Source organism: Pseudomonas sp. CFBP13509 (genome assembly GCF_005233485.1).
GTDB lineage: Bacteria > Pseudomonadota > Gammaproteobacteria > Pseudomonadales > Pseudomonadaceae > Aquipseudomonas > Aquipseudomonas marginalis.
In genome coordinates this window covers 45848-64714 of sequence record NZ_QGAA01000018.1, presented here as the reverse complement: position 1 = coordinate 64714, position 18867 = coordinate 45848, and the positions used below count along the sequence as shown (strand labels likewise).

The window sequence follows — 18867 nt, the reverse complement described above, 5'->3', positions numbered from 1 at the left end:
CTCCCTGGAGCGGCGTTTTGGTATCCGGGTATAACGTTATGGCCAGCGCTGGGTCGCGCGGCCCTCTATCTAAGGTTGAAGATGATGCGGAGCAAAGTGACAGGTGCGCAGCGCTGGGTCGTAAAGATCGGAAGTGCGCTGCTGACGGCAGATGGCAAAGGCCTGGATCGTGCAGCCATGAGCGTCTGGGTCGAGCAGATGGTGGCCTTGCATGAGGCGGGTGTCGAGTTGGTGCTGGTGTCGTCCGGGGCGGTTGCCGCCGGGATGAGCCGCCTCGGCTGGACCGCGCGACCCAGCGCGATGCACGAACTGCAAGCCGCCGCCGCCATCGGCCAGATGGGCCTGGTGCAAGCCTGGGAATCCAGCTTTGCCGAGCATGGCCGCCACACGGCGCAGATCCTGCTGACCCACGATGACCTGTCCGACCGCAAGCGTTACCTCAACGCCCGCAGCACCTTGCGTGCGTTGGTGGAGCTTAAGGTCATCCCGGTGATCAACGAGAACGATACCGTGGTCACCGACGAGATCCGTTTCGGTGATAACGACACCCTGGCCGCGCTGGTGGCCAACCTGGTGGAGGCCGACCTGCTGGTGATCCTCACCGACCGCGACGGCATGTTCGACGCCGACCCGCGCCACAACCCCGATGCCCAACTGATCTACGAAGCGCGCGCCGATGACCCGGCGCTCGACGCCGTGGCCGGCAGCGTCGGCGGCGCCCTGGGGCGTGGCGGCATGCAGACCAAGTTGCGCGCAGCACGCCTGGCAGCACGTTCCGGGGCCCACACCATCATCGTCGGTGGGCGCCTGGAGCGTGTGCTGGATCGCCTCAAGGCGGGTGAGCGCATCGGTACGTTGCTGTCGCCCGAACGCGGCATGCTGGCGGCGCGCAAGCAATGGCTGGCCGGGCACCTGCAAACCCGCGGCACCCTGGTGCTCGACGATGGTGCGGTGTCGGCGTTGTCTCAGGGCCACAAGAGCCTGCTGCCGGTGGGCGTCAAGTTGGTGCAGGGCAGCTTCCGCCGTGGCGAGATGGTGGTGTGCGTGGCGCCCGACGGTCGTGAGATCGCCCGTGGCCTGGCCAACTACAGCGCCCTGGAAGCGCAGAAAATCATTGGACAATCGTCTGACGCGATTGTCGGACTCTTGGGTTACATGGCGGAACCGGAACTGGTTCACCGCGATAACCTGATCCTGGTCTAAACAAAGGGAATACACGATGCGCGTGATGAAGGGATTGCTCGGCCTGCTGCTGGCCCTGCCGCTGCTGGCTTCGGCCGAAGAAGTTGGCCAGGTGTCGACGGTGTTCAAGTTCGTCGGCCCCAACGACCGGATTGTGGTCGAAGCGTTCGATGACCCCAAGGTCGACGGTGTGACCTGCTATTTGTCACGCGCCAAGACCGGCGGCGTGAAAGGTGGCCTGGGCTTGGCCGAAGACCGTGCCGAAGCCTCGATCGCCTGCCGTCAGGTCGGCCCGATTCGCTTCAAGGGCGAGCTCAAGGACGGCGACGAAGTGTTCAAGGAGCGCACCTCGCTGGTGTTCAAGACCATGCAGGTGGTGCGTTTCCTCGACAAGAAGCGCAATACCCTGGTGTACCTGGTCTACAGTGACCGCTTGATCGAAGGCAGCCCGCAGAACGCGGTGACGGCGATTCCTATTCTGCCGTGGCCGACCGCTCAGTAATCCGCAGGCAAGTTTTGCAATCGGCGTCTATGATTGCAGGCTTGCGGGTTGTAATCTCGAAGCGCTGCTTTGCTAAGAACATGGGAAATCTGGAGTTCGTCATGAGTGCTTTCCACGACCTGAAACTCAAAGCTTTGGACGGACAAGAGCTGCCGCTGGCGCCCTTCAAGGGGCACGTTGTGCTGGTGGTCAACGTAGCCTCCAAGTGTGGCCTGACCCCGCAATACGCTGCGCTGGAAAACCTTTATCAGCAGTACAAGGACCAGGGATTTACCGTGCTTGGCCTGCCGTGCAACCAGTTTGCAGGCCAGGAACCGGGTACCGAGGAAGAAATCCGCGAGTTCTGTAGCCTGAACTACGGCGTGACCTTCCCCCTGGGCAGCAAGCTCGATGTGAACGGCCCTGAGCGTCACCAGCTGTACCGTTTGCTGGCGGGCGAGGGCGCCGAGTTTCCAGGGGATATCACCTGGAATTTCGAGAAATTCCTGCTGGGCAAGGATGGCCGGGTCCTCGCGCGTTTCTCGCCGCGCACCGCACCGGATGATCCAACGGTCGTGCAGGCTATCGAAAAAGCCCTGAATTGAGCACCTGTCGGTGCAGCTTCAAGTTGTAAGCTTGAAGCTGCAAGTAGAAGCACATGCGCGGCTCTTGCAGCTTTAAGCTTGCAGCTGGCCGCTGCTTTCATACCCCTTAATCACCCAAATCAATAGTGCTATTCGGCACGCTGCACTCCTCATATTATCCGCATCATAAACCTCGTCTTCCGCGGAGTGCTCCCATGCCTGTCCAAGCCTTGTTCAAACCGTTCCAGCTCGGTGCACTGCAGCTGTCGACCCGTGTGGTCATGGCGCCGATGACCCGTTCGTTTTCCCCAGGTGGCGTGCCTGATTCCAAGGTCATCGAGTACTACCGCCGCCGTGCCGCTGCCGGCGTGGGCCTGATCATTACCGAAGGCACCGTGGTTGGTCACCCAGCCTCCAATGGCTACCCGAATGTCCCGCATTTCTACGGCGAGGCGGCGCTGGCCGGCTGGAAGAAGGTCGTCGATGCCGTGCACGCCGAAGGTGGCAAGATTGTCCCGCAGCTCTGGCACGTGGGCAGTGTGCGCCGCATCGGTACCGAGCCTGACGCCAGTGTGCCGGCCTACGGCCCGATGGAAAAACTCAAGGATGGCAACGTGGTCGTCCACGGCATGACCACCCAGGACATCAAGGATGTCATTGCCGCGTTCGCCCAAGCCGCCAAGGATGCCCAGGGCATCGGCATGGACGGCGTGGAAATCCATGGCGCCCACGGCTATCTGGTCGACCAGTTCTTCTGGGAAGGCAGCAACCAGCGCACCGACGAATACGGCGGCAGCCTGGCCAACCGTTCGCGCTTTGCCATCGAGTTGATCCAGGCCACCCGCGCCGCCGTCGGCCCGGACTTCCCGATCATCTTGCGTTTCTCCCAGTGGAAGCAGCAGGACTACACCGCACGCCTGGTGCAAACCCCCGAGGCCTTGGGTGAATTCCTCAAGCCGTTGTCTGATGCCGGTGTGGATATTTTCCACTGCTCCACCCGTCGTTTCTGGGAGCCGGAGTTCGAAGGTTCCGACCTCAACCTCGCCGGCTGGACCCGCCAACTCACGGGCAAACCGACGATCACCGTGGGCAGTGTCGGCCTGGATGGCGAATTCCTGCAGTTCATGGTCAACACCGACAAGGTTGCCCAACCGGCCAGTCTGGAAAAGCTGCTGGAGCGCTTGAACAACGACGAGTTCGACCTGGTCGCTGTTGGCCGTGCGCTGCTGGTGGATCCGGATTGGGCCGTGAAGGTGCGTGAAGGTCGTGAAGGCGACATTCTGCCGTTCAGTCGCGAGGCGTTGACGACCCTGGTGTAGGGGGGAGCCCAGGCCTGCGTTCACTATCGACGGCTGAGCGTGAGGGTTTAGCTGTTTCAGGCGAAAGGCTGGGTATTGAATACCCGGCCTTCCGCTTGTGTTCAGGCCATCATTCGCCTCAATGCTTATTGCCTTGTCCTTGGTCCATATGGATTAAAGCTAGAAGTGCTGTCCGTCTGGTCGGAACGTGCCCATTGAGGTGGCCTGACGGAACATTGCTCCTGGTTTGGGCGCGTACCCCCAGGTAGTGGAAGGCGGTCAGTGGGCTGCGGGCGTTGCCAGTCGTTCTGCGCCGGCTGCCAGGCGTTTTGCGAGTGTGTGGACTGTGGGCGGTTGTCATGGTTGTGCGGTGGGCGTTGCCAGTCGTTCTGCGCCGGCCGCCAGGCGTTTTGCGGGCGTGTGGACTGCGGGCGGTTGTCATGGTTGTGCGATGGGCGTTGCCAGTCATTCTGCGCCGTTTGCCAGTTGTTTTGCGGGCGCGAAGGTTGCGGGCGGTTCCAGCCAGTGTTTGCGTGGTTCTGGTGGTTTTGACCGCTTCCGGATGGGGATGCCCATGCGGAGGGGTTGAATGGTTGGAATCTCAGCGCCATTGATCCATTTATCAGTGTCGACATAGTGCTCTCTATTAGTTTTTCAGCATGAATGACCTGCCTCGTTCGAGTGTGTTTCACAGGAACACACCCCCTCTTACGGCAGGTGTCATATCAGTGGTGATAATTCGTTCGACGTTCCGGCAATATCCTGTTGTGGCGTGCCGATTCAGGCAGTCCCAAGCAGGGATTCCTACCGTTGAAACCAATATTCAAGGGGTAGGCAGGCAGGACCGGGAATTGGCCTACGTCATTCGTAGAGGGTTCAACGAATGTCAGGCAGTGTTGGAGCTGCCAAATGTTCTGCGCACACATCGCGTAACTGGTTCTCGAACTGCTCGATAATCGCCGGCCAGCCCTGGCGGCTCGCATGTTGGCGTGCATTGAGGCGGGCCCTGCGCAAATGTTCGCTGTCTTCCAGCAACCATCTGGCCGCATCGCAAAACGCGTCCTCATCACCCGGCATGGCCAGCACACCGTTGTAACCATGGCGGATATGCTGGGTCGCCGCCGCCTGGTCGTACGCCACCACACCCAGCCCGGAGGCCATGGCCTCGAGCACCACATTGCCGAAGGTTTCGGTCAGGCTGGGGAACAGGAACACATCCCCGGATGCGTAATGCCGCGCCAGTTCTTCGCCGCGCTGGGTGCCACAGAACACCGCGTCGGGCAGGTCGCGCTCGAGCATCGGGCGTTGCGGGCCATCGCCGACGATGATCAGTTTCAGCCGACGCTGTGGATAAGTTGCCTGCAGCGCGTCAAAGCAGCGCTTGAGCAGCCCGAGGTTTTTCTCCTGGGCCAGGCGCCCCACGTGCAGTACGGCAATATCGTCGTTTTCCAGGCCCCAGCTTTCCCGTAGTGCGTTGTCACGCTTGGCCGGGTGGAATAATTGGCTGTCCACCCCGCGCGCCAGCATCCCCAGTCGCTCGAAATGCCGGCGCTCCAGTTCCAGGCGTTGGCTGGCGCTGGGCACCAGGGTCAAGGTCGAACGGTTATGAAACCAACGCAGGTAGTGCGTAACCATGCGGCTTAACAGGCTTAGGCCGTACTGGTTGGAGTACTGCTGGAAATTGGTGTGAAAACCGCTGACCACGCTGATTCCCAGGCGCCGCGCCGCCCGCAGCGCCGACAGCCCCAGCGGGCCCTCGGTGGCGATGTAGAGCACGTCGGGGCGCTGGCGTGTCCAGCGGCGCAGCAACTTGTGCATCGACGACTGGCCCCATTGCAGGCCTGGGTAACCCGGCAGCGGCCAGCCACGGCAGAGCAGCAAGCCATCATCGCTGGGCCGGCTTGCATCGGCGCCCTGGCGCGGGCGAACCAGTTCGACTTGATGGCCACGCGCGCGCAAACCTTCGCACAGGCGGCCAAGGGTATTGGCCACCCCGTTGATCTCTGGCGGGAAGGTTTCGGTGATGAGAGTGATGTGGAGCGAAGCTGTCGTCATGAACCACAGTGTCGCCGTGGGCCATGTCGCCATTGTGTCATGCAGATGATGGATTTATGACTTGGCCACTTTCGGCGTCGCCATGGCCTCGGCGCCCTGTTCACGCACCCAGAACAAGGTCGCCCCGGCCACTGCCGCCGGCATCATCAACAGGTTGACCACCGGCACCAGCAGCACCAGGTAGACGATGCCGCCGAAGCTCATGCTCTGCCAGCGCTTCTGGCGCAGCCAGGCGAGCATTTCGTTCCAGCCCAGCTTGTGGTTATCGGCCGGGTAGTCGATGTATTGGATCGCCATCATCCACACGCCGAACAGCAACCACAGTGGCGCGGCGATCAGGTTGACCACCGGAATGAACGACAGGATAAACAGGCCGATGGCCCGTGGCAGGAAGTAGCCCAGCTTGCGCATTTCCCGGGCCAGGGTACGCGGAACCATTTCAATCAGTTCGCCCCAGCTGAAGGCCGGGAAGTCATCGGTACCCCGTACCACCACTTCGACTTTCTCGGAAAGAAAGCCGTTGAACGGTGCCGCGATGATATTGGCGAGCATGGTGAAGGTGAAAAACACCATCAGCACCACCAGCACCACAAACAGCGGCCATAGCAGGTAATTCAGAAAGCTCAGCCAGCCGGGCAGGGTCGGCATCAAGTGGTCGACCCACAGGCTGAACTGATGGCCGGCAAAGTAGATCAAGCCGACGAACAGCATCAGGTTGATCGCCAGCGGCAGCAACACAAACAGGCGCAGGCCGGGGCTCAGCACCAGTTTGAGGCCTTCACGCAGGTATTGCGGGCCGGAAAGAACAGGGGCGGGCATGGAGAACTCCGAGCAGGATGACGAACGCGCCGACCTTACCGGCTTTGCCTTCAAGGCGAAAGCGTGGTCGGTGTGACGACATCAACGGTAACAAAGGCGTCGATTAATCGGCCTGACTGCATAGAGACCGCCTATGAGCTGGATTGTTATTCCGTATTTCCTTAATCTTGCCCCCCTCGATACGCTGCACCCATTATTTTTCAGGGCCTGCGAGTTAAAGCCTTCCCCAAGTGCTTCGTGGTCCCTTTTTTATTCCAGCCGTCTTGTAGTCCGGGCGGTCGATAGGAGTGAGTCATGTCTGATACCCGTCATTCGCGAGTGATTATTCTCGGTTCCGGCCCTGCCGGTTACAGCGCTGCCGTCTACGCTGCCCGGGCCAACCTCAAGCCGCTGCTGATCACCGGCATGCAGGCGGGCGGTCAGTTGACCACCACCACTGAAGTCGACAACTGGCCGGGCGATGTCCACGGCCTGACCGGTCCGGTGCTGATGGAACGTATGAAAGAACACGCCGAGCGCTTTGAAACCGAGATCGTGTTTGATCACATCAACAAGGTCGACTTCTCGAAAAAACCTTACAGCCTGACCGGCGACAGCGGCGTCTACACCTGCGACGCACTGATCATCGCCACTGGCGCCAGCGCTCGTTACCTGGGCTTGCCATCGGAAGAAGCGTTCATGGGCAAGGGCGTTTCCGCTTGCGCCACCTGTGACGGGTTCTTCTACCGCAACAAGCCGGTCGCCGTGGTCGGTGGCGGCAACACGGCCGTGGAAGAGGCGCTGTACCTGGCCAACATCGCCAGCACCGTGACCCTGGTTCACCGTCGCGAGACGTTCCGCGCCGAGAAGATCCTGATCGACAAGCTGCACGCCCGTGTCGCCGAAGGCAAGATCATCCTCAAGCTCAACGCCACCCTGGATGAAGTCCTGGGCGACAACATGGGTGTGACCGGTGCTCGCCTGAAAAACAACGACGGCAGCTTCGACGAGCTGAAAGTCGACGGCGTGTTCATCGCCATCGGCCACACCCCGAACACATCGTTGTTCGAAGGCGTGCTGGAAGCCAAAGACGGTTACCTGGTGGTGCAAGGCGGTCGTGAAGGCAACGCCACCGCGACCAACATCGAAGGCATCTTCGCTGCCGGCGACGTGGCCGACCACGTCTACCGCCAGGCCATCACCTCGGCCGGCGCCGGTTGCATGGCGGCCCTGGACGCCGAGCGTTACCTCGACGGTTTGAAGGACGCTGCGTTCTAAATTGTTGAAATAAAAAAACCGGCTGCGAGGCCGGTTTTTTTATGGGTGCAATTTAAATCTGGGAGGGACAAGCCCTCTCTCACATTTGCATCTGACTCAGGATTTGCGGGTCAGTGGCTGGGCGGCGAATTTCACACCTGCCAACCCATGGGCAATCAACGCGCGGATATTGCCATGGTCACTGCCCTCAGGCGTGGCCACCACCGAGCGGTAATGCTCGCCAAACGCCAGCAGCGCTTCCTGGTCGCTCAAGCCTTCCAGCAGCGCCAGGCCCAAGGTCTTGCACGAACCTTCGTTCTGCCCGGCAGCGTTTTCCACATCGCCGTTGGTGAAGGCCTGCGGCTGGTAATCGTAACCGGCAGCGACAAACGCCAGGGTGTCGGCAAAAACGTGTGCGCCGCTGTCGAGGCTGGCGCGCAGGGTGTTCAAATCAGTCATGGGTCTTTCCTTTGGCGAACGCCGCCTGTTGTTCGGCGCTGGCTTCTTGCTGGTATTGGGCTTTCCACTCGGCGTACGGCATGCCGTACACCACTTCACGGGCGTCATCGAGGCTCAGCTCGATCTGGCGCTCGTCGGCCTCGGCCTTGTACCACTTGGACAGGCAGTTACGGCAGAAACCGGCGAGGTTCATCAGGTCGATGTTCTGCACATCCTTGCGGCTGTCCAGATGCGCCACCAGCCGGCGGAAGGCGGCGGCTTCGAGTTCGAGGCGTTGTTGATCGTTCATAGGGCTCACTGACAATTCAGGGGTTAGCGGCTGGCCGCCAGGGTAATCGACACCGACTCGGCAAAGCGCAGCGCATGGGGCTTGTCCACTTCGACTTCGGCGTACAGCACCGATTCGTTGCTCATCACCAGGTCCAGCAGTTCCTGGGTCAGGCGCTCCAGCAAGGCAAAGCGGTTGCCTTCCACGTGGGCGATGATGGCCTTGGTGATGGTGCGGTAGTTCAGCGCGTGGTCGATGTCGTTGTCGCGCACGGCTTCCTGGGCGGCATACAGGATGGTCAGGTTGATCAGCACATCCTGCTTGTTGAGGATTTCGTCCTCATTGATACCGATGAAGGTGCGCAGGCACAGGTCCTTGACCCGGATGCGCGCCATGCCTGGTTGAAGTTGTGGCATTGCTACTTGCTCCGTCCAATCAGTTGCAGGAACTCCATGCGCGTGGTGTTCGACTCGCGGAACGCGCCGAGCATCACCGAGGTGTTCATGGTTGAATTCTGTTTTTCCACGCCGCGCATCATCATGCACATGTGCTTGGCTTCGATCACCACGGCCACACCGGCGGCCTGGGTCACGTCCTGGATGGCGTCGGCGATTTGCCGGGTGAGGTTTTCCTGGATCTGCAGGCGCCGGGCGAACATGTCGACGATACGCGCCAGCTTCGACAGGCCCAGCACCTTGCCGGTCGGAATATAGGCCACGTGGGCCTTGCCGATAAAGGGCAGCAGGTGATGCTCGCACAGCGAATACAGCTCGATGTCCTTGAGGATCACCATCTCGTCGTTGTCGGAGGCGAACAGTGCGCCATTGACGATTTCCTCGAGGTTCTGTTCATAGCCATGACACAGGTACTGCATGGCCTTGGCGGCACGCTTGGGGGTGTCGAGCAAGCCTTCGCGTTCCGGGTCTTCGCCCAGGCCCTTGAGGATCTCGCGGTAATGGTGGGGCAGAGATAAGGTCATACAACATCCTCACAAACGGCTTACTTGATATGCCGCCCGCCGTTGACGGTCAGGGTGGTACCGGTGACATAGGGGTTGTCCAGCAGGTAACGCACACTCTGGTAGATCACCTCGGGACCAGGCTCGATGCCCAGGGCCGACTTGGCCAGCACCTTGGTGCGATAGGCCGCGTCGTCGCCTTCGTTGAACATCACCATCGCCGGGGCGATGCCGTTGACCTTGATCAGCGGCGCAAACTGCGTGGCGAACGACAGCGTGAGGCTCTCGAGCCCGGCCTTGGTGGCGCAGTAGGCGATGTGCTGGCGGCTGCCCTTGCGCACCACGTCATCGCTGATATGCACGATGTCGGCAGGTGTCGAGCGTTGCAGCAAGGGTGAACAATGCAGGTTGATCAGGTACGGCGCAAGCATGTGCACGCTGAACATGTCGGTAAAGGCACGGCTTTCGTCGCCCGGCGCCTCTGCGACCCAGGCCGAAGCGTTGTGGATGATCGCACGCAGGCTTTGGGTTTGGCTGTTCAGTTCAGCGATAAACGCGAGAATTCCGGCTTCGGTGGAGAAGTCGGCAAACACGCCGACTGCGCCACGCTCACGCAGGGCCTGCACGCCGGGGCGTTCGCTGCGGTAGCTGAAAATCACCGGCTGGCCTTCGTCCAGCAGGCGCTCGGCGCAATGCAGGCCGACACGCTGGCCGGCGCCGGTGATCAGGATCGGGGCGTTCGTTGCAGTCATGGGAGGCTCGCGTCGCTGGCAGGCGCAAATCATACCAGCGACGGGCCGCCCCTGTACTCACGCCGCCGCTTCGGAGGCCTTGCGCGGGGCTGGCGCTGGGTGCAGCCAGTTCGCCAGCAGGTGGGTCGACAGCGGAATGAACCAGTACACCATCAAGGGCGTGAGTGCCATTGTGCTGACCAGCACACGTGGCCCCAGCTCGAGTTCACTGAGCAGCGGCCCCAGGACGAAGTTGAACAGCAGCGACACCGGGAAAAACGCCAGCCAGATCGCCACCGCCTGCTTCCAGCGTGGCGGACGCGCACCCGCTGCGCCAAACCAGCCATCGATGCCCCGTACACGGTGCTCGGACGGGTCGGCGAACAAATCGCTGCCACGGCTCAACCACGCACTGCGTGAGGCGGAAAACTCCCAGGCGTGCAGGGTCTTCTCATCGGCGAAGCGGAAAATGATCTGGAATTCATCGTCATTGGGCGGTGGGGCCAGCACGCCGGAGCCCAGGTAACCGGGGAAGTCGGTGGCCAATTGCTCGCCTTCGCGCAGCCAGGCCATCAGTTCTTTATAGCGCCCTTTGGCCACGCGGCGCGCAACCATCAAGGTGACGGGAGAGGTAGACATTGTGTATCTCCAAATGTACGGGTGCACTGGACCGTGTAGGTGGCGCACAGACGAAGCTGCGGGGTGTTGCAGCGACGTGTAAAAAGCAGGCAAGGATTATTCCTGTTTTACCCGAATACACCAGCGACATTGGTCCGAAAAGCGGGAAACTTGAAAAAGACAGGTGTAAAGGGGTTAAATGAGCGCCCAGTTAACGTTGGTTTTTTGGTCAAAAATGCCCGTGATTACTGCTCCGCTTGAAAGTGTTTCGCATCTGGATTCCACTGATTCCGATGAGCTGTTTCCGATCCGTGAAGTCTCGAGATTGACAGGCGTCAACCCGGTCACCCTGCGTGCCTGGGAGCGCCGTTATGGGCTGATACAGCCCACGCGCACCGAAAGTGGGCATCGCCTCTATTCCAAGGCCGATATACAGACAGTCCATCGTATTCTCGATTGGATCGAGCGCGGCGTCGCCGTGAGCAAAGTGGGCAAGATCCTCGCTCGCGACGATCAGCAGGCCGAAGCCGTTCGTGCGCAGCGCGATGCGGTCGAGGAAAGCGAATGGCCGCAGTGGCAGGCGCGGTTGATGCAGGCCGTCAGCGACTTCGACGACCGTCAGCTGGAACGTGTGTATGGGCAGGTCCTGGCGACCTACCCACTCGACATGGTGTTCCAGGACATTCTGATGCCCCTGTGGAATGAGCTGTTGCGTCATCAGGGGCGTTTTGGCCAGGCCAGCGAGTGGCTGTTCTTCGACAACTTCCTGCGAGTACGTGCCTTGGAGCGCCTGCAACTGGCGTGTGCTTCACCCGTGCCGCGGGTATTGCTGGCGGCCATGGCGGGTGAGTGCCGCAAGTTGGAGTTGCTGGTGGCGGCGCTCCTGATGAGCCGGGATGACCTGGCCGTGAAAGTGCTGGGCATGGGACAGCCGTTTGACGAGTTGACGCTGGTCTGCGAGAAGACTCACCCACAGGCGCTGATCCTCTTCTCCAATTACTCGCATAACCATGATCTTGCGGGGCGCTTGAACCGCTTGGCGTTGACCCTGGATTGCCCGCTGCTGCTTGCAGGTGCGGCGTCGGATCTTGCCGAGGACGGCCTGGCCGGCACGTCCCTCGGCTGCCTGGGCAATGAAGGTCGCTTGATGCGGCGGCGCTTGCAACAGTTTCTCAGCGGCGGGCTGGATACCTGATTTCAGGCATGCATGTGCGGGTGGACCAGGCGGTGCTGGTGCAGGATGAACTGACGCAGACGCTCGGTTTCATCCACGTCGCTTTGGCTCAAGCGGTAGGCAAACAAACCCCGCGCCGTTTCCCGCTCGAATGCGCCGCGCAGCGCGATGCGTTCGTAGCCCGACGGGCTGAACCACAGGGAAAAGGTTTTTGGCGGCTTGATCCGGCCGCGAATCTCTACCAGCACACCCTTGAATGACACTTCATGCACCCGCAGGGCGCCAGCAGCGCCACGGATGTTCTCCAGCGCCACCGGCGTTTCAAGCGCCAGGCGCCACGGGCGTATCATTGGCCCGTCTTCGAAAATACTCGGCACGCCCAAACGCAGATGCACCGCATTGAACTCATCCTCTACCAGATGCAGGGGGAAGGTCAGTTGCTGGTTGTCGAACTGCGCCTGGATGGTGAGGTGGTCGTGGGCGGCCAGGCGGGTGAGCAAGTCGCGAATCTGTGCACCGCCGTTGACGGTCAGGCTCGACGAAGCATCCCGCAGGTTGAGTTGCGGGTTGTGCTGCATGCTCTGAATGAAATCCAGCTCATCCTGGGTCAGAAGCGCATTGCGTTGCATCGTGCTTGCTCAATGGAGGGGTGTTAAAGTGCCATTATCCGCTGTTATGGCCGCAGTTTCTAAATTTTGTTTAATCCGCTTGTCGCTTTGAGCGCTGCCAGCTCGGCCTTGACCTCGGCCAGTTCACTTTCCAGCTGCGCGACACGCTGCTGGGCCTTGACCTGGCGCGTGACGTCCTTTTGTACACCGACGAAATACGTCTGCTTGTCCGCTGCGTTGTAAACCGTTGAAAGGGACAGTTCGTTCCAGAAGTGGCTGCCGTCCTTGCGGTAATTACGCAGGGTTTCCCGGCAGGCACCGCCGTTCTCCAACGCGTCACGGATGGCCATCAGGGCCGGCTGGTCGCGGTCGCCGGATTGCAGGAAGCGGCAATCCTGGTAGAGGATTTCGTCGAGGGTGTAGCCCGTCAGCCGTTCGAATGCAGGGTTCACGTAGATCAGCGGCTTGTCCTTGCCTTCTCTTTCAGCGACGACGATGCCGTCGTTGGAAGCGTTGATCACCATTTGCATCAGCTTGGCGTTAATCATTGAGCGGTCCATGGCTTGTGATTGGAGTGGGCAGTTTAAGACATGCCTTGAATCTTGCACGGCGGGCGCCGAAATATTTGCGCCAGCTGCTAATATCCCAGGCTTTCGCTCAACTACAGGATCAGATTGATGAAAGTCGCCATCCTTTCCGGCTCGGTGTACGGCACGGCTGAAGAAGTCGCGCGCCACGCCGCCGACCTCCTCAACAAGGCCGGCTTTGAGGCCTGGCACAATCCCCGTGCGACCTTGGCGGATGTAATAGCCTTCAGTCCGCAAGCCTTTCTGGCGGTGACCTCCACCACCGGCATGGGCGAATTGCCCGACAACCTGCAACCCCTGTATTCAACCATTCGCGACCAACTGCCCGCCGCTTGGCGCGGCCTGCCCGGCGCAGTGATCGGCCTGGGCGATGCCAGCTACGGCGACACCTTCTGTGGCGGTGGCGAGCAAATGCGCGAGCTGTTCGGCGAGTTGGGTGTGCGTGAAGTGCTGCCGATGCTGCGCCTGGACGCCAGCGAAAGCGTCACCCCGGAAGCCGACGCCGAGCCATGGCTGGCCGAGCTGGTCACTGCACTGCGCGCTTGACCGGAAACTCGCGTAACAACGCCAGCCAGGCCTGGGCGGCTTTCGACAGGTAGGCGCCCTCACGCCAGATAAAGGCAATGTCCCAGCGCAGGTAGTCGGGCGCCTTCAACGTCAGGCGCACCACCCCAGGTCGCACGAGCCCACGGGCGACCACGCTGGGCAGCAGCACCACGCCTTGGCCGGCGGCCACCAAGGCTGCGAGGAAGTCCGCCTGGCCGCTGCGGCCGATTTCCTTCGGGGTAAAACCCAACTGCTGACACGCCTGCATCAGGCGGTCGTTAAGCACAAAGCTGCGCTGGTACATCAGGAACGGCGTGTCCGCCAATTCCTCAAGGCGCACCTGGGCGTTGTCCGCCAGGGGATGGTCAATCGGCAGCAGTGCGTCCAGGGGTTCATCGCAAAAGGCTTGCCAGGCAAACGCCGGGTCATTGGGTTTCAAGCTGCCGCCCACTTCCAGCTCACCGCTCAGGATGGCCTGTTCGATATTGCGGCTGCCACCCTCCAGCAACTGGATGATGACGTTCGGGTAGCGCCGGCGGTACTCGGCAAACAACCCGGCGAACAGCGTGTCACCCGCCAGCAGCGGCAGGCCCAGGCGCAACTCGCCGCGGGTGAGCTGCTGCATATCGTCCAGCTCGCTCAGCAGTTCGGCTTGCAGGCGCAACATGGCTTCGGCGCGTTGCAGCACGACCTGGCCGGCGGCGGTCAGGCGGATCTGCGAGCCGATACGATCGAGCAGCGGCGTGCCCAGGCTTTGCTCCAATTGCGCGACTTGCTTGCTGACGGCGGACTGGCTGATATGCAGGGTTTTCCCTGCCTGGGTAAAGCCCCCTCGGTGGATCACTTCGACAAAGCTGCGCAGCTGTTTGAATTCCATCGGCCTGATTCCAGTTTGGAATGGTTGGCAGTCTAACAATTCGCTGTGGGGATGGAAGGCCGCGTTCTAAAATGGGCGCCTGCGAGGACCCAAAGCCCATGAAACGTTTTTCCTTCAAACACCTTGGCCGTTTACTGACTGAATTGGTTGTGCTGCTCGCGATTTATCTGCTGGGCACCCAGTTGGCGACCTGGCTGGCCTGGCCCATTCCCGGTGGCGTGGTGGGCTTGGGCCTGTTGCTGGCAACGTTCGCCAGCGGCCTGGTCAAGCCGGCGGCACTGCAATTGGGCGCCGGGGTGTTGATGGCCGAGATGCTGCTGTTCTTCATCCCGGCCCTGATGAGCCTGCTCGATTACGGCGGCCTGCTGCGCAACGATGGCTGGCGCATCCTGTTGGTGATCGGCTTGAGCACGCTGGCGGTGATGCTGGTCACGGCATTTACGGTGGAAGCCGTGTGCCGCTGGAGGTTGCGCCATGAAGCTTGAACTGATGCCGGTGTTCTGGCTCGCCTTGACCCTGGGCGCCTACGTATTCAGCCGCTGGCTCTACCGGCGTACCGGGCGCTACCTGCTGTCGCCGCTGATCCTGGTGCCGGCATTGTTGTTGGCGGTGGCCGTGCCGATGCACACCGCCTATGCCGAATACGCCACCGACACCCACTGGCTGATGTTGGTGCTGGGCCCGGTGACCGTGGCGTTTGCCGTGCCGATCTGGCAGCAGCGCCGCTTGCTGGCGCGGCACTGGCCGGCGTTGCTGCTGGGTATGGTGGCGGGCAGTGTGGCGTCGATCGCGACTTCGTTCGGCCTGGCGAAGGCACTGGCGCTGGACGGTGCGGTGACGCTGTCGCTGGTGCCGCGCTCGATCACCACACCGTTCGCCATGCCGGTGTCTTCCGACCTGGGCGGCGTGCCGGAGCTGACGGCGGTGTTCGTGATGTTCACCGGTGTGTTCGGCGCCATGCTCGGTGGTGTATTACTCAAATGGCTGCCGCTGCGGACACCCCTGGCACGTGGCGCGTTGTTTGGCGTGGGAGCCCACGGTGCGGGTGTCAGCCGCGCCCATGAAGTGGGCGGCGAAGAGGGCTCGGTCGCCGGCCTGGTGATGGTGTTGACGGGGTTGCTCAACCTGTTTGCCGTGCCTTTTCTGGCGGCACTTCTCTGACGCGCTTTAAACAAACCTCAACTATTCTCTGAACTGACCCGCTCGGTCATCAAGCTGGCTGCCAAGGCAACTCCGGCGGCCATGAGGTCTGACTAGACTGGCCCATCACACAAAAAAACAACAATAAGACAGTGCGCCAAGGAGGTCATCGCCGTGAGCCTAGCCCCCGTTCTATCGCCGCAGAATGTCAAAGACCAGGTCAGCGCTGCCGAATGGCAGACCCGCGTCGACCTGGCAGCCTGCTATCGCCTGGTGGCGCTGCATGGCTGGGATGACCTGATCTTCACCCATATCTCGGCCAAGGTGCCGGGCACCGATGATTTCCTGATCAACCCGTATGGGCTGATGTTCCACGAGATCACCGCGTCCAGCCTGGTCAAGGTCGATCAGGCCGGCAACAAACTGATGGACAGCCCCTACGACATCAATCCGGCGGGCTACACCATTCACAGTGCCATCCATGAAGTTCGCCATGATGTGACGTGCGTGCTGCACACCCACACGGCCGCGGGGGTGGCCGTCGCTGCGCAGAAGCAGGGCGTGTTGCCCATCAGCCAGCAATCGCTATTCGTGCTGTCGAGCCTGGCCTATCACGCCTACGAAGGCGTGGCCTTGAACCATGAAGAAAAAGCCCGCTTGCAGGCCGACCTCGGGGATAGCAATTTCCTGATGCTGCACAACCATGGCCTGCTGACCTGCGGCAGTACCATTGCCGACACCTTTCTGATGATGTTCACCTTCCAGCGTGCCTGCGATATTCAGGTGCTGGCGCAGAGCGGCGGCGCCGAATTGATCGCCATCGGGCCGCAGATTCTTGCCGGTGCCAAGGCGATGGTGGCGGCTGTCACAAAGAGCGCCCAAGGCATGGGCGGCGCGCTGGCCTGGCCGGCCTTGCTGCGCAAATTGGACCTGCAAGACCCGGGGTATAACCGCTGATGCCACTCGCCGAAATCCCGCTCAGAGTCTGGCGCAAGCGTGGCCAGGATTTCGTCTTTCGCGGCCGTACCCTTCGCTATTGGGTGGCCGGGCAGGGCGAACCGCTGCTGCTGATCCATGGCTTCCCCACGGCCAGCTGGGACTGGCATTACCTGTGGCAGCCCCTGGCCCAGCGGCACTTGGTGATCGCCTGCGACATGCTCGGCTTCGGTGACTCGGCCAAGCCGCTGGACCACGATTACTGCCTGCTGGAACAGGCGGACTTGCAACAGGCCCTGCTCGAACACTTGCGAGTGGAACAGCCGGTGCATGTGTTGGCCCACGACTACGGTGACAGCGTCGCCCAGGAACTCCTGGCCCGGCACTACGAAGGCCGGTTTGAGATGGCCAGCTGTGTGTTCCTCAATGGCGGGTTGTTCCCCGAAACCCATCGCCTGGCGCTGGTGCAAAAACTCTTGCTCAGCCCCCTGGGCTGGATGATCGGCCGCGCCTTCGGGCGCAATGCCCTGGCGGACAGCTTCAGCCAGATATTCGGCCCCGACACCCGCCCCAGTGAAAGTGCCCTGGATGATTTCTGGAGCCTGATCAACGTCAACGACGGCACGCGCATCCTGCACAAACTGATCGCCTACGTCCCCCAGCGCCGTCGCCTGCGTGATCGCTGGGTCGCCGCCATGCAGCGCGGCGAAGTGCCGTTGCGGGTGATCGACGGCGAAGTGGACCCGATCTCCGGCGCGCATATGGTCGAGCGTTACCAGCAACTGGTGCCCGACGCCGACACGGTGTTGCTGGCCAATATCGGCCACTACCCGCAGATCGAGGCGCCGGTGCAGGTGCTCAGGCACTACCAGGCCTTTCGTGATCGGCTCCGGCAGCCGGCCTCGCAAGTGGCCTATTCCTGATCCCGAATCCTTTTCTGTAGGAGCGAGCTTGCTCGCGAAAATCGTCAACGATAACGCGGGAGTCCTGACACCACGCGGCGCTCTGGGATTTTTCGCGAGCAAGCTCGCTCCTACTGAGAGACGAGTCATCATCCCCCAGCCTTATCGAGCACCATTCAGCCTCCGCCGTATTTATTGTGACCGCAGGCGCGTTGCCGGACACTCGAACCATTCCCATTGTCGCCAGCGGAGTTCGGTATGAGTGAGTCAGTGCAGTTCCAGGATAAGGTCGTGATCGTCACCGGTGCCGGCGGCGGATTGGGCCGGGCCCATGCGCTGCTGTTCGCCAGGCACGGGGCCAAGGTCCTGGTCAACGACCTCGGCGGCTCTACCCAGGGCGAGGGCGCCAATGCGTCCGCCGCCGACCGAGTGGTGGCCGAGATTCGTGCTGCGGGCGGTGTCGCCGAGGCCAACCATGACTCTGTCACCGACGGTGACAAGATCGTCCAGAACGCCCTCGACGTCTTCGGCCGCATCGACGTTGTGGTCAACAACGCCGGCATCCTACGCGACAAAACCTTCCACAAAATGGACGACGCCGACTGGGACCTGGTTTACCGGGTGCATGTCGAAGGTGCCTACAAAGTCACCCGCGCCGCCTGGCCCCACCTGCGTGAGCAAGGCTACGGCCGGGTGATCTTCACCGCGTCCACCTCGGGCATCTACGGCAACTTCGGCCAGTCCAACTACGGCATGGCCAAGCTCGGGCTGTACGGCCTGACCCGCACCCTGGCCCTGGAAGGGCGCAAGAACAACATCCTGGTCAATGCGATTGCCCCTACCGGCGGTACGCGCATGACCGAAGGCCTGATCCCGCCGCAAGTATTTGAGCGCCTCAAGCCGGAACTGGTCAGCCCGCTGGTGGTGTACCTGGGCAGCGAAGCGTGCCAGGAAACGTCCGGGCTGTTCGAGGTCGGTGGCGGCTGGATCGGCAAGACCCGCTGGGAGCGCAGCCTGGGCGTGGGCTTCGACCCTGAAGCCGGGTTCTCCCCCGATGATGTGGCGGCGCATTGGGCGCAGATCTGCGACTTTGAAGGCGCAGCCCACCCCAACGACAACATCGAAGCGTTGAAGGAGATGATGGCGAACTTGCAGAAGTACAGCCTGTGATCGTTGCTTGAAAAAGCTTGAATCCCACGGGGCGCTGATGGCGCCCCGTTTTATTTCAGGCAAAAAAAAGCCGCTGCAAACGCAGCGGCTGAAGTCAGACGTTGGATCAAGGAGCGACAAATCAACGTCATTGAACACGGGTAACAGATTGAAAAAAGGCATCAATCCATTCGAGTCTGGCTGTTCTTCCCGATGGGGAAACGGGCTGTTTGCCCTGAAAGCGAGGCAAGAATAGTCG

Annotated in this window: 23 protein-coding genes; 12 read left to right on the top strand and 11 right to left on the bottom strand. The window is 61.3% G+C overall.

Going from position 1 to position 18867, the window contains the following annotated elements:
- Window positions 1–84: 84 nt before the first annotated feature.
- The 4 genes from proB to PspCFBP13509_RS24970 all read left to right on the top strand — a co-directional run bounded on the left by proB (window position 85) and on the right by PspCFBP13509_RS24970 (window position 3566).
- On the top strand, window positions 85–1203 hold the full coding sequence (proB, locus tag PspCFBP13509_RS24985; RefSeq protein ID WP_065925971.1) for a glutamate 5-kinase: 1119 nt from the start codon (window positions 85–87) through the stop codon (window positions 1201–1203).
- Between the two features lie 16 nt (window positions 1204–1219).
- Complete coding sequence (locus PspCFBP13509_RS24980; protein ID WP_027607650.1) at window positions 1220–1684, top strand: CreA family protein; 465 nt, start codon at window positions 1220–1222, stop codon at window positions 1682–1684.
- A 101-nt stretch (window positions 1685–1785) separates the two neighbouring features.
- A complete protein-coding gene (locus PspCFBP13509_RS24975; RefSeq protein ID WP_065925972.1) occupies window positions 1786–2268 on the top strand; it encodes a glutathione peroxidase in 483 nt (160 codons plus the stop codon).
- Between the two features lie 194 nt (window positions 2269–2462).
- The gene (locus PspCFBP13509_RS24970) at window positions 2463–3566 is read left to right on the top strand and encodes an NADH:flavin oxidoreductase (protein ID WP_065925973.1); all 1104 of its coding nucleotides are present in this window, start codon (window positions 2463–2465) and stop codon (window positions 3564–3566) included.
- Window positions 3567–4421: 855 nt separating this feature from the next.
- Here the strand turns inward: PspCFBP13509_RS24970 and PspCFBP13509_RS24965 are convergent.
- Window positions 4422–5600, bottom strand: coding sequence for a glycosyltransferase family 4 protein (locus PspCFBP13509_RS24965; protein ID WP_065925974.1), 1179 nt, complete (start codon window positions 5598–5600; stop codon window positions 4422–4424).
- A gap of 54 nt (window positions 5601–5654) precedes the next feature.
- A complete protein-coding gene (gene cysZ, locus PspCFBP13509_RS24960) occupies window positions 5655–6419 on the bottom strand; it encodes a sulfate transporter CysZ (RefSeq protein WP_137212841.1) in 765 nt (254 codons plus the stop codon).
- A 294-nt stretch (window positions 6420–6713) separates the two neighbouring features.
- Between cysZ and trxB the strand changes: the two genes are divergently transcribed.
- On the top strand, window positions 6714–7676 hold the full coding sequence (gene trxB, locus PspCFBP13509_RS24950) for a thioredoxin-disulfide reductase (RefSeq protein WP_025858049.1): 963 nt from the start codon (window positions 6714–6716) through the stop codon (window positions 7674–7676).
- A gap of 96 nt (window positions 7677–7772) precedes the next feature.
- Here the strand turns inward: trxB and PspCFBP13509_RS24945 are convergent, their stop codons facing one another.
- Genes PspCFBP13509_RS24945 through PspCFBP13509_RS24920 form a run of 6 tightly spaced genes read right to left on the bottom strand, consistent with a single transcriptional unit; the run spans window position 7773 to window position 10710 of the window.
- Entirely contained in the window at window positions 7773–8114 is a 342-nt protein-coding gene (locus PspCFBP13509_RS24945) for a HopJ type III effector protein (protein ID WP_065925976.1), read from the bottom strand.
- Window positions 8107–8403, bottom strand: coding sequence for a DUF1244 domain-containing protein (locus PspCFBP13509_RS24940; protein ID WP_027607644.1), 297 nt, complete (start codon window positions 8401–8403; stop codon window positions 8107–8109). The genes PspCFBP13509_RS24945 and PspCFBP13509_RS24940 overlap by 8 nt, the downstream gene beginning before the upstream one ends.
- A 23-nt stretch (window positions 8404–8426) precedes the next feature.
- On the bottom strand, window positions 8427–8798 hold the full coding sequence (gene folX / locus PspCFBP13509_RS24935) for a dihydroneopterin triphosphate 2'-epimerase (protein WP_003194073.1): 372 nt from the start codon (window positions 8796–8798) through the stop codon (window positions 8427–8429).
- A gap of 2 nt (window positions 8799–8800) precedes the next feature.
- Window positions 8801–9361, bottom strand: a complete 561-nt coding sequence (folE, locus tag PspCFBP13509_RS24930; protein WP_025858052.1) for a GTP cyclohydrolase I FolE — start codon at window positions 9359–9361, stop codon at window positions 8801–8803.
- Between the two features lie 20 nt (window positions 9362–9381).
- Entirely contained in the window at window positions 9382–10092 is a 711-nt protein-coding gene (gene folM, locus PspCFBP13509_RS24925; RefSeq protein ID WP_065925977.1) for a dihydromonapterin reductase, read from the bottom strand.
- A gap of 57 nt (window positions 10093–10149) precedes the next feature.
- Complete coding sequence (locus tag PspCFBP13509_RS24920; protein WP_137212839.1) at window positions 10150–10710, bottom strand: antibiotic biosynthesis monooxygenase; 561 nt, start codon at window positions 10708–10710, stop codon at window positions 10150–10152.
- Window positions 10711–10924: 214 nt separating this feature from the next.
- Between PspCFBP13509_RS24920 and PspCFBP13509_RS24915 the strand changes: the two genes are divergently transcribed.
- Window positions 10925–11884 carry a MerR family transcriptional regulator gene (locus PspCFBP13509_RS24915; RefSeq protein WP_137212838.1) on the top strand — a complete coding sequence of 320 codons (960 nt, stop codon included), beginning with the start codon at window positions 10925–10927 and terminating at the stop codon, window positions 11882–11884.
- Window positions 11885–11886: 2 nt separating this feature from the next.
- Here the strand turns inward: PspCFBP13509_RS24915 and PspCFBP13509_RS24910 are convergent, their stop codons facing one another.
- Together PspCFBP13509_RS24910 and PspCFBP13509_RS24905 are read right to left on the bottom strand one after the other, a co-directional pair.
- Window positions 11887–12492 carry a hypothetical protein gene (locus PspCFBP13509_RS24910; RefSeq protein WP_065925980.1) on the bottom strand — a complete coding sequence of 202 codons (606 nt, stop codon included), beginning with the start codon at window positions 12490–12492 and terminating at the stop codon, window positions 11887–11889.
- A gap of 59 nt (window positions 12493–12551) precedes the next feature.
- The gene (locus PspCFBP13509_RS24905; RefSeq protein WP_137212837.1) at window positions 12552–13019 is read right to left on the bottom strand and encodes a PAS domain-containing protein; all 468 of its coding nucleotides are present in this window, start codon (window positions 13017–13019) and stop codon (window positions 12552–12554) included.
- A 129-nt stretch (window positions 13020–13148) separates the two neighbouring features.
- On the opposite strand from PspCFBP13509_RS24905, the gene PspCFBP13509_RS24900 reads away from it, so the two are divergent.
- Window positions 13149–13604, top strand: coding sequence for a flavodoxin (locus PspCFBP13509_RS24900; protein WP_065925982.1), 456 nt, complete (start codon window positions 13149–13151; stop codon window positions 13602–13604).
- On the opposite strand, the gene PspCFBP13509_RS24895 is transcribed toward PspCFBP13509_RS24900, so the two are convergent.
- Window positions 13585–14481 (bottom strand): LysR family transcriptional regulator, encoded by an 897-nt coding sequence (locus tag PspCFBP13509_RS24895; protein ID WP_065925983.1) that lies wholly within the window; start codon window positions 14479–14481, stop codon window positions 13585–13587. The genes PspCFBP13509_RS24900 and PspCFBP13509_RS24895 overlap by 20 nt on opposite strands.
- 98 nt (window positions 14482–14579) lie before the next feature.
- On the opposite strand from PspCFBP13509_RS24895, the gene PspCFBP13509_RS24890 reads away from it, so the two are divergent.
- The 5 genes from PspCFBP13509_RS24890 to PspCFBP13509_RS24870 all read left to right on the top strand — a co-directional run bounded on the left by PspCFBP13509_RS24890 (window position 14580) and on the right by PspCFBP13509_RS24870 (window position 18629).
- Window positions 14580–14966 carry a CidA/LrgA family protein gene (locus tag PspCFBP13509_RS24890; protein ID WP_065926023.1) on the top strand — a complete coding sequence of 129 codons (387 nt, stop codon included), beginning with the start codon at window positions 14580–14582 and terminating at the stop codon, window positions 14964–14966.
- On the top strand, window positions 14956–15642 hold the full coding sequence (locus tag PspCFBP13509_RS24885; RefSeq protein WP_065947207.1) for an LrgB family protein: 687 nt from the start codon (window positions 14956–14958) through the stop codon (window positions 15640–15642). The genes PspCFBP13509_RS24890 and PspCFBP13509_RS24885 overlap by 11 nt, the downstream gene beginning before the upstream one ends.
- A 153-nt stretch (window positions 15643–15795) precedes the next feature.
- Entirely contained in the window at window positions 15796–16578 is a 783-nt protein-coding gene (locus PspCFBP13509_RS24880; RefSeq protein WP_065925985.1) for a class II aldolase/adducin family protein, read from the top strand.
- Entirely contained in the window at window positions 16578–17480 is a 903-nt protein-coding gene (locus PspCFBP13509_RS24875) for an alpha/beta fold hydrolase (RefSeq protein WP_137212836.1), read from the top strand. The genes PspCFBP13509_RS24880 and PspCFBP13509_RS24875 overlap by 1 nt, the downstream gene beginning before the upstream one ends.
- A 237-nt stretch (window positions 17481–17717) precedes the next feature.
- A complete protein-coding gene (locus PspCFBP13509_RS24870) occupies window positions 17718–18629 on the top strand; it encodes an SDR family oxidoreductase (RefSeq protein WP_074847598.1) in 912 nt (303 codons plus the stop codon).
- Window positions 18630–18867 lie beyond the last annotated feature (238 nt).

Coding starts and splice junctions, on each gene's coding strand:
- PspCFBP13509_RS24885 (WP_065947207.1), top strand. CDS start 14,956: ATGAAGCTTGAACTGATGCCGGTGTTCTGGCTCGCCTTGACCCTGGGC.
- folX (WP_003194073.1), bottom strand. CDS start 8,798: ATGCCACAACTTCAACCAGGCATGGCGCGCATCCGGGTCAAGGACCTG.
- PspCFBP13509_RS24970 (WP_065925973.1), top strand. CDS start 2,463: ATGCCTGTCCAAGCCTTGTTCAAACCGTTCCAGCTCGGTGCACTGCAG.
- PspCFBP13509_RS24905 (WP_137212837.1), bottom strand. CDS start 13,019: ATGATTAACGCCAAGCTGATGCAAATGGTGATCAACGCTTCCAACGAC.
- PspCFBP13509_RS24965 (WP_065925974.1), bottom strand. CDS start 5,600: ATGACGACAGCTTCGCTCCACATCACTCTCATCACCGAAACCTTCCCG.
- PspCFBP13509_RS24980 (WP_027607650.1), top strand. CDS start 1,220: ATGCGCGTGATGAAGGGATTGCTCGGCCTGCTGCTGGCCCTGCCGCTG.
- PspCFBP13509_RS24975 (WP_065925972.1), top strand. CDS start 1,786: ATGAGTGCTTTCCACGACCTGAAACTCAAAGCTTTGGACGGACAAGAG.
- PspCFBP13509_RS24900 (WP_065925982.1), top strand. CDS start 13,149: ATGAAAGTCGCCATCCTTTCCGGCTCGGTGTACGGCACGGCTGAAGAA.
- PspCFBP13509_RS24920 (WP_137212839.1), bottom strand. CDS start 10,710: ATGTCTACCTCTCCCGTCACCTTGATGGTTGCGCGCCGCGTGGCCAAA.
- PspCFBP13509_RS24915 (WP_137212838.1), top strand. CDS start 10,925: ATGCCCGTGATTACTGCTCCGCTTGAAAGTGTTTCGCATCTGGATTCC.
- PspCFBP13509_RS24890 (WP_065926023.1), top strand. CDS start 14,580: ATGAAACGTTTTTCCTTCAAACACCTTGGCCGTTTACTGACTGAATTG.
- proB (WP_065925971.1), top strand. CDS start 85: ATGCGGAGCAAAGTGACAGGTGCGCAGCGCTGGGTCGTAAAGATCGGA.
- folM (WP_065925977.1), bottom strand. CDS start 10,092: ATGACTGCAACGAACGCCCCGATCCTGATCACCGGCGCCGGCCAGCGT.
- PspCFBP13509_RS24875 (WP_137212836.1), top strand. CDS start 16,578: ATGCCACTCGCCGAAATCCCGCTCAGAGTCTGGCGCAAGCGTGGCCAG.
- folE (WP_025858052.1), bottom strand. CDS start 9,361: ATGACCTTATCTCTGCCCCACCATTACCGCGAGATCCTCAAGGGCCTG.
- PspCFBP13509_RS24940 (WP_027607644.1), bottom strand. CDS start 8,403: ATGAACGATCAACAACGCCTCGAACTCGAAGCCGCCGCCTTCCGCCGG.
- PspCFBP13509_RS24945 (WP_065925976.1), bottom strand. CDS start 8,114: ATGACTGATTTGAACACCCTGCGCGCCAGCCTCGACAGCGGCGCACAC.
- PspCFBP13509_RS24895 (WP_065925983.1), bottom strand. CDS start 14,481: ATGGAATTCAAACAGCTGCGCAGCTTTGTCGAAGTGATCCACCGAGGG.
- cysZ (WP_137212841.1), bottom strand. CDS start 6,419: ATGCCCGCCCCTGTTCTTTCCGGCCCGCAATACCTGCGTGAAGGCCTC.
- PspCFBP13509_RS24910 (WP_065925980.1), bottom strand. CDS start 12,492: ATGCAACGCAATGCGCTTCTGACCCAGGATGAGCTGGATTTCATTCAG.
- trxB (WP_025858049.1), top strand. CDS start 6,714: ATGTCTGATACCCGTCATTCGCGAGTGATTATTCTCGGTTCCGGCCCT.
- PspCFBP13509_RS24870 (WP_074847598.1), top strand. CDS start 17,718: ATGAGTGAGTCAGTGCAGTTCCAGGATAAGGTCGTGATCGTCACCGGT.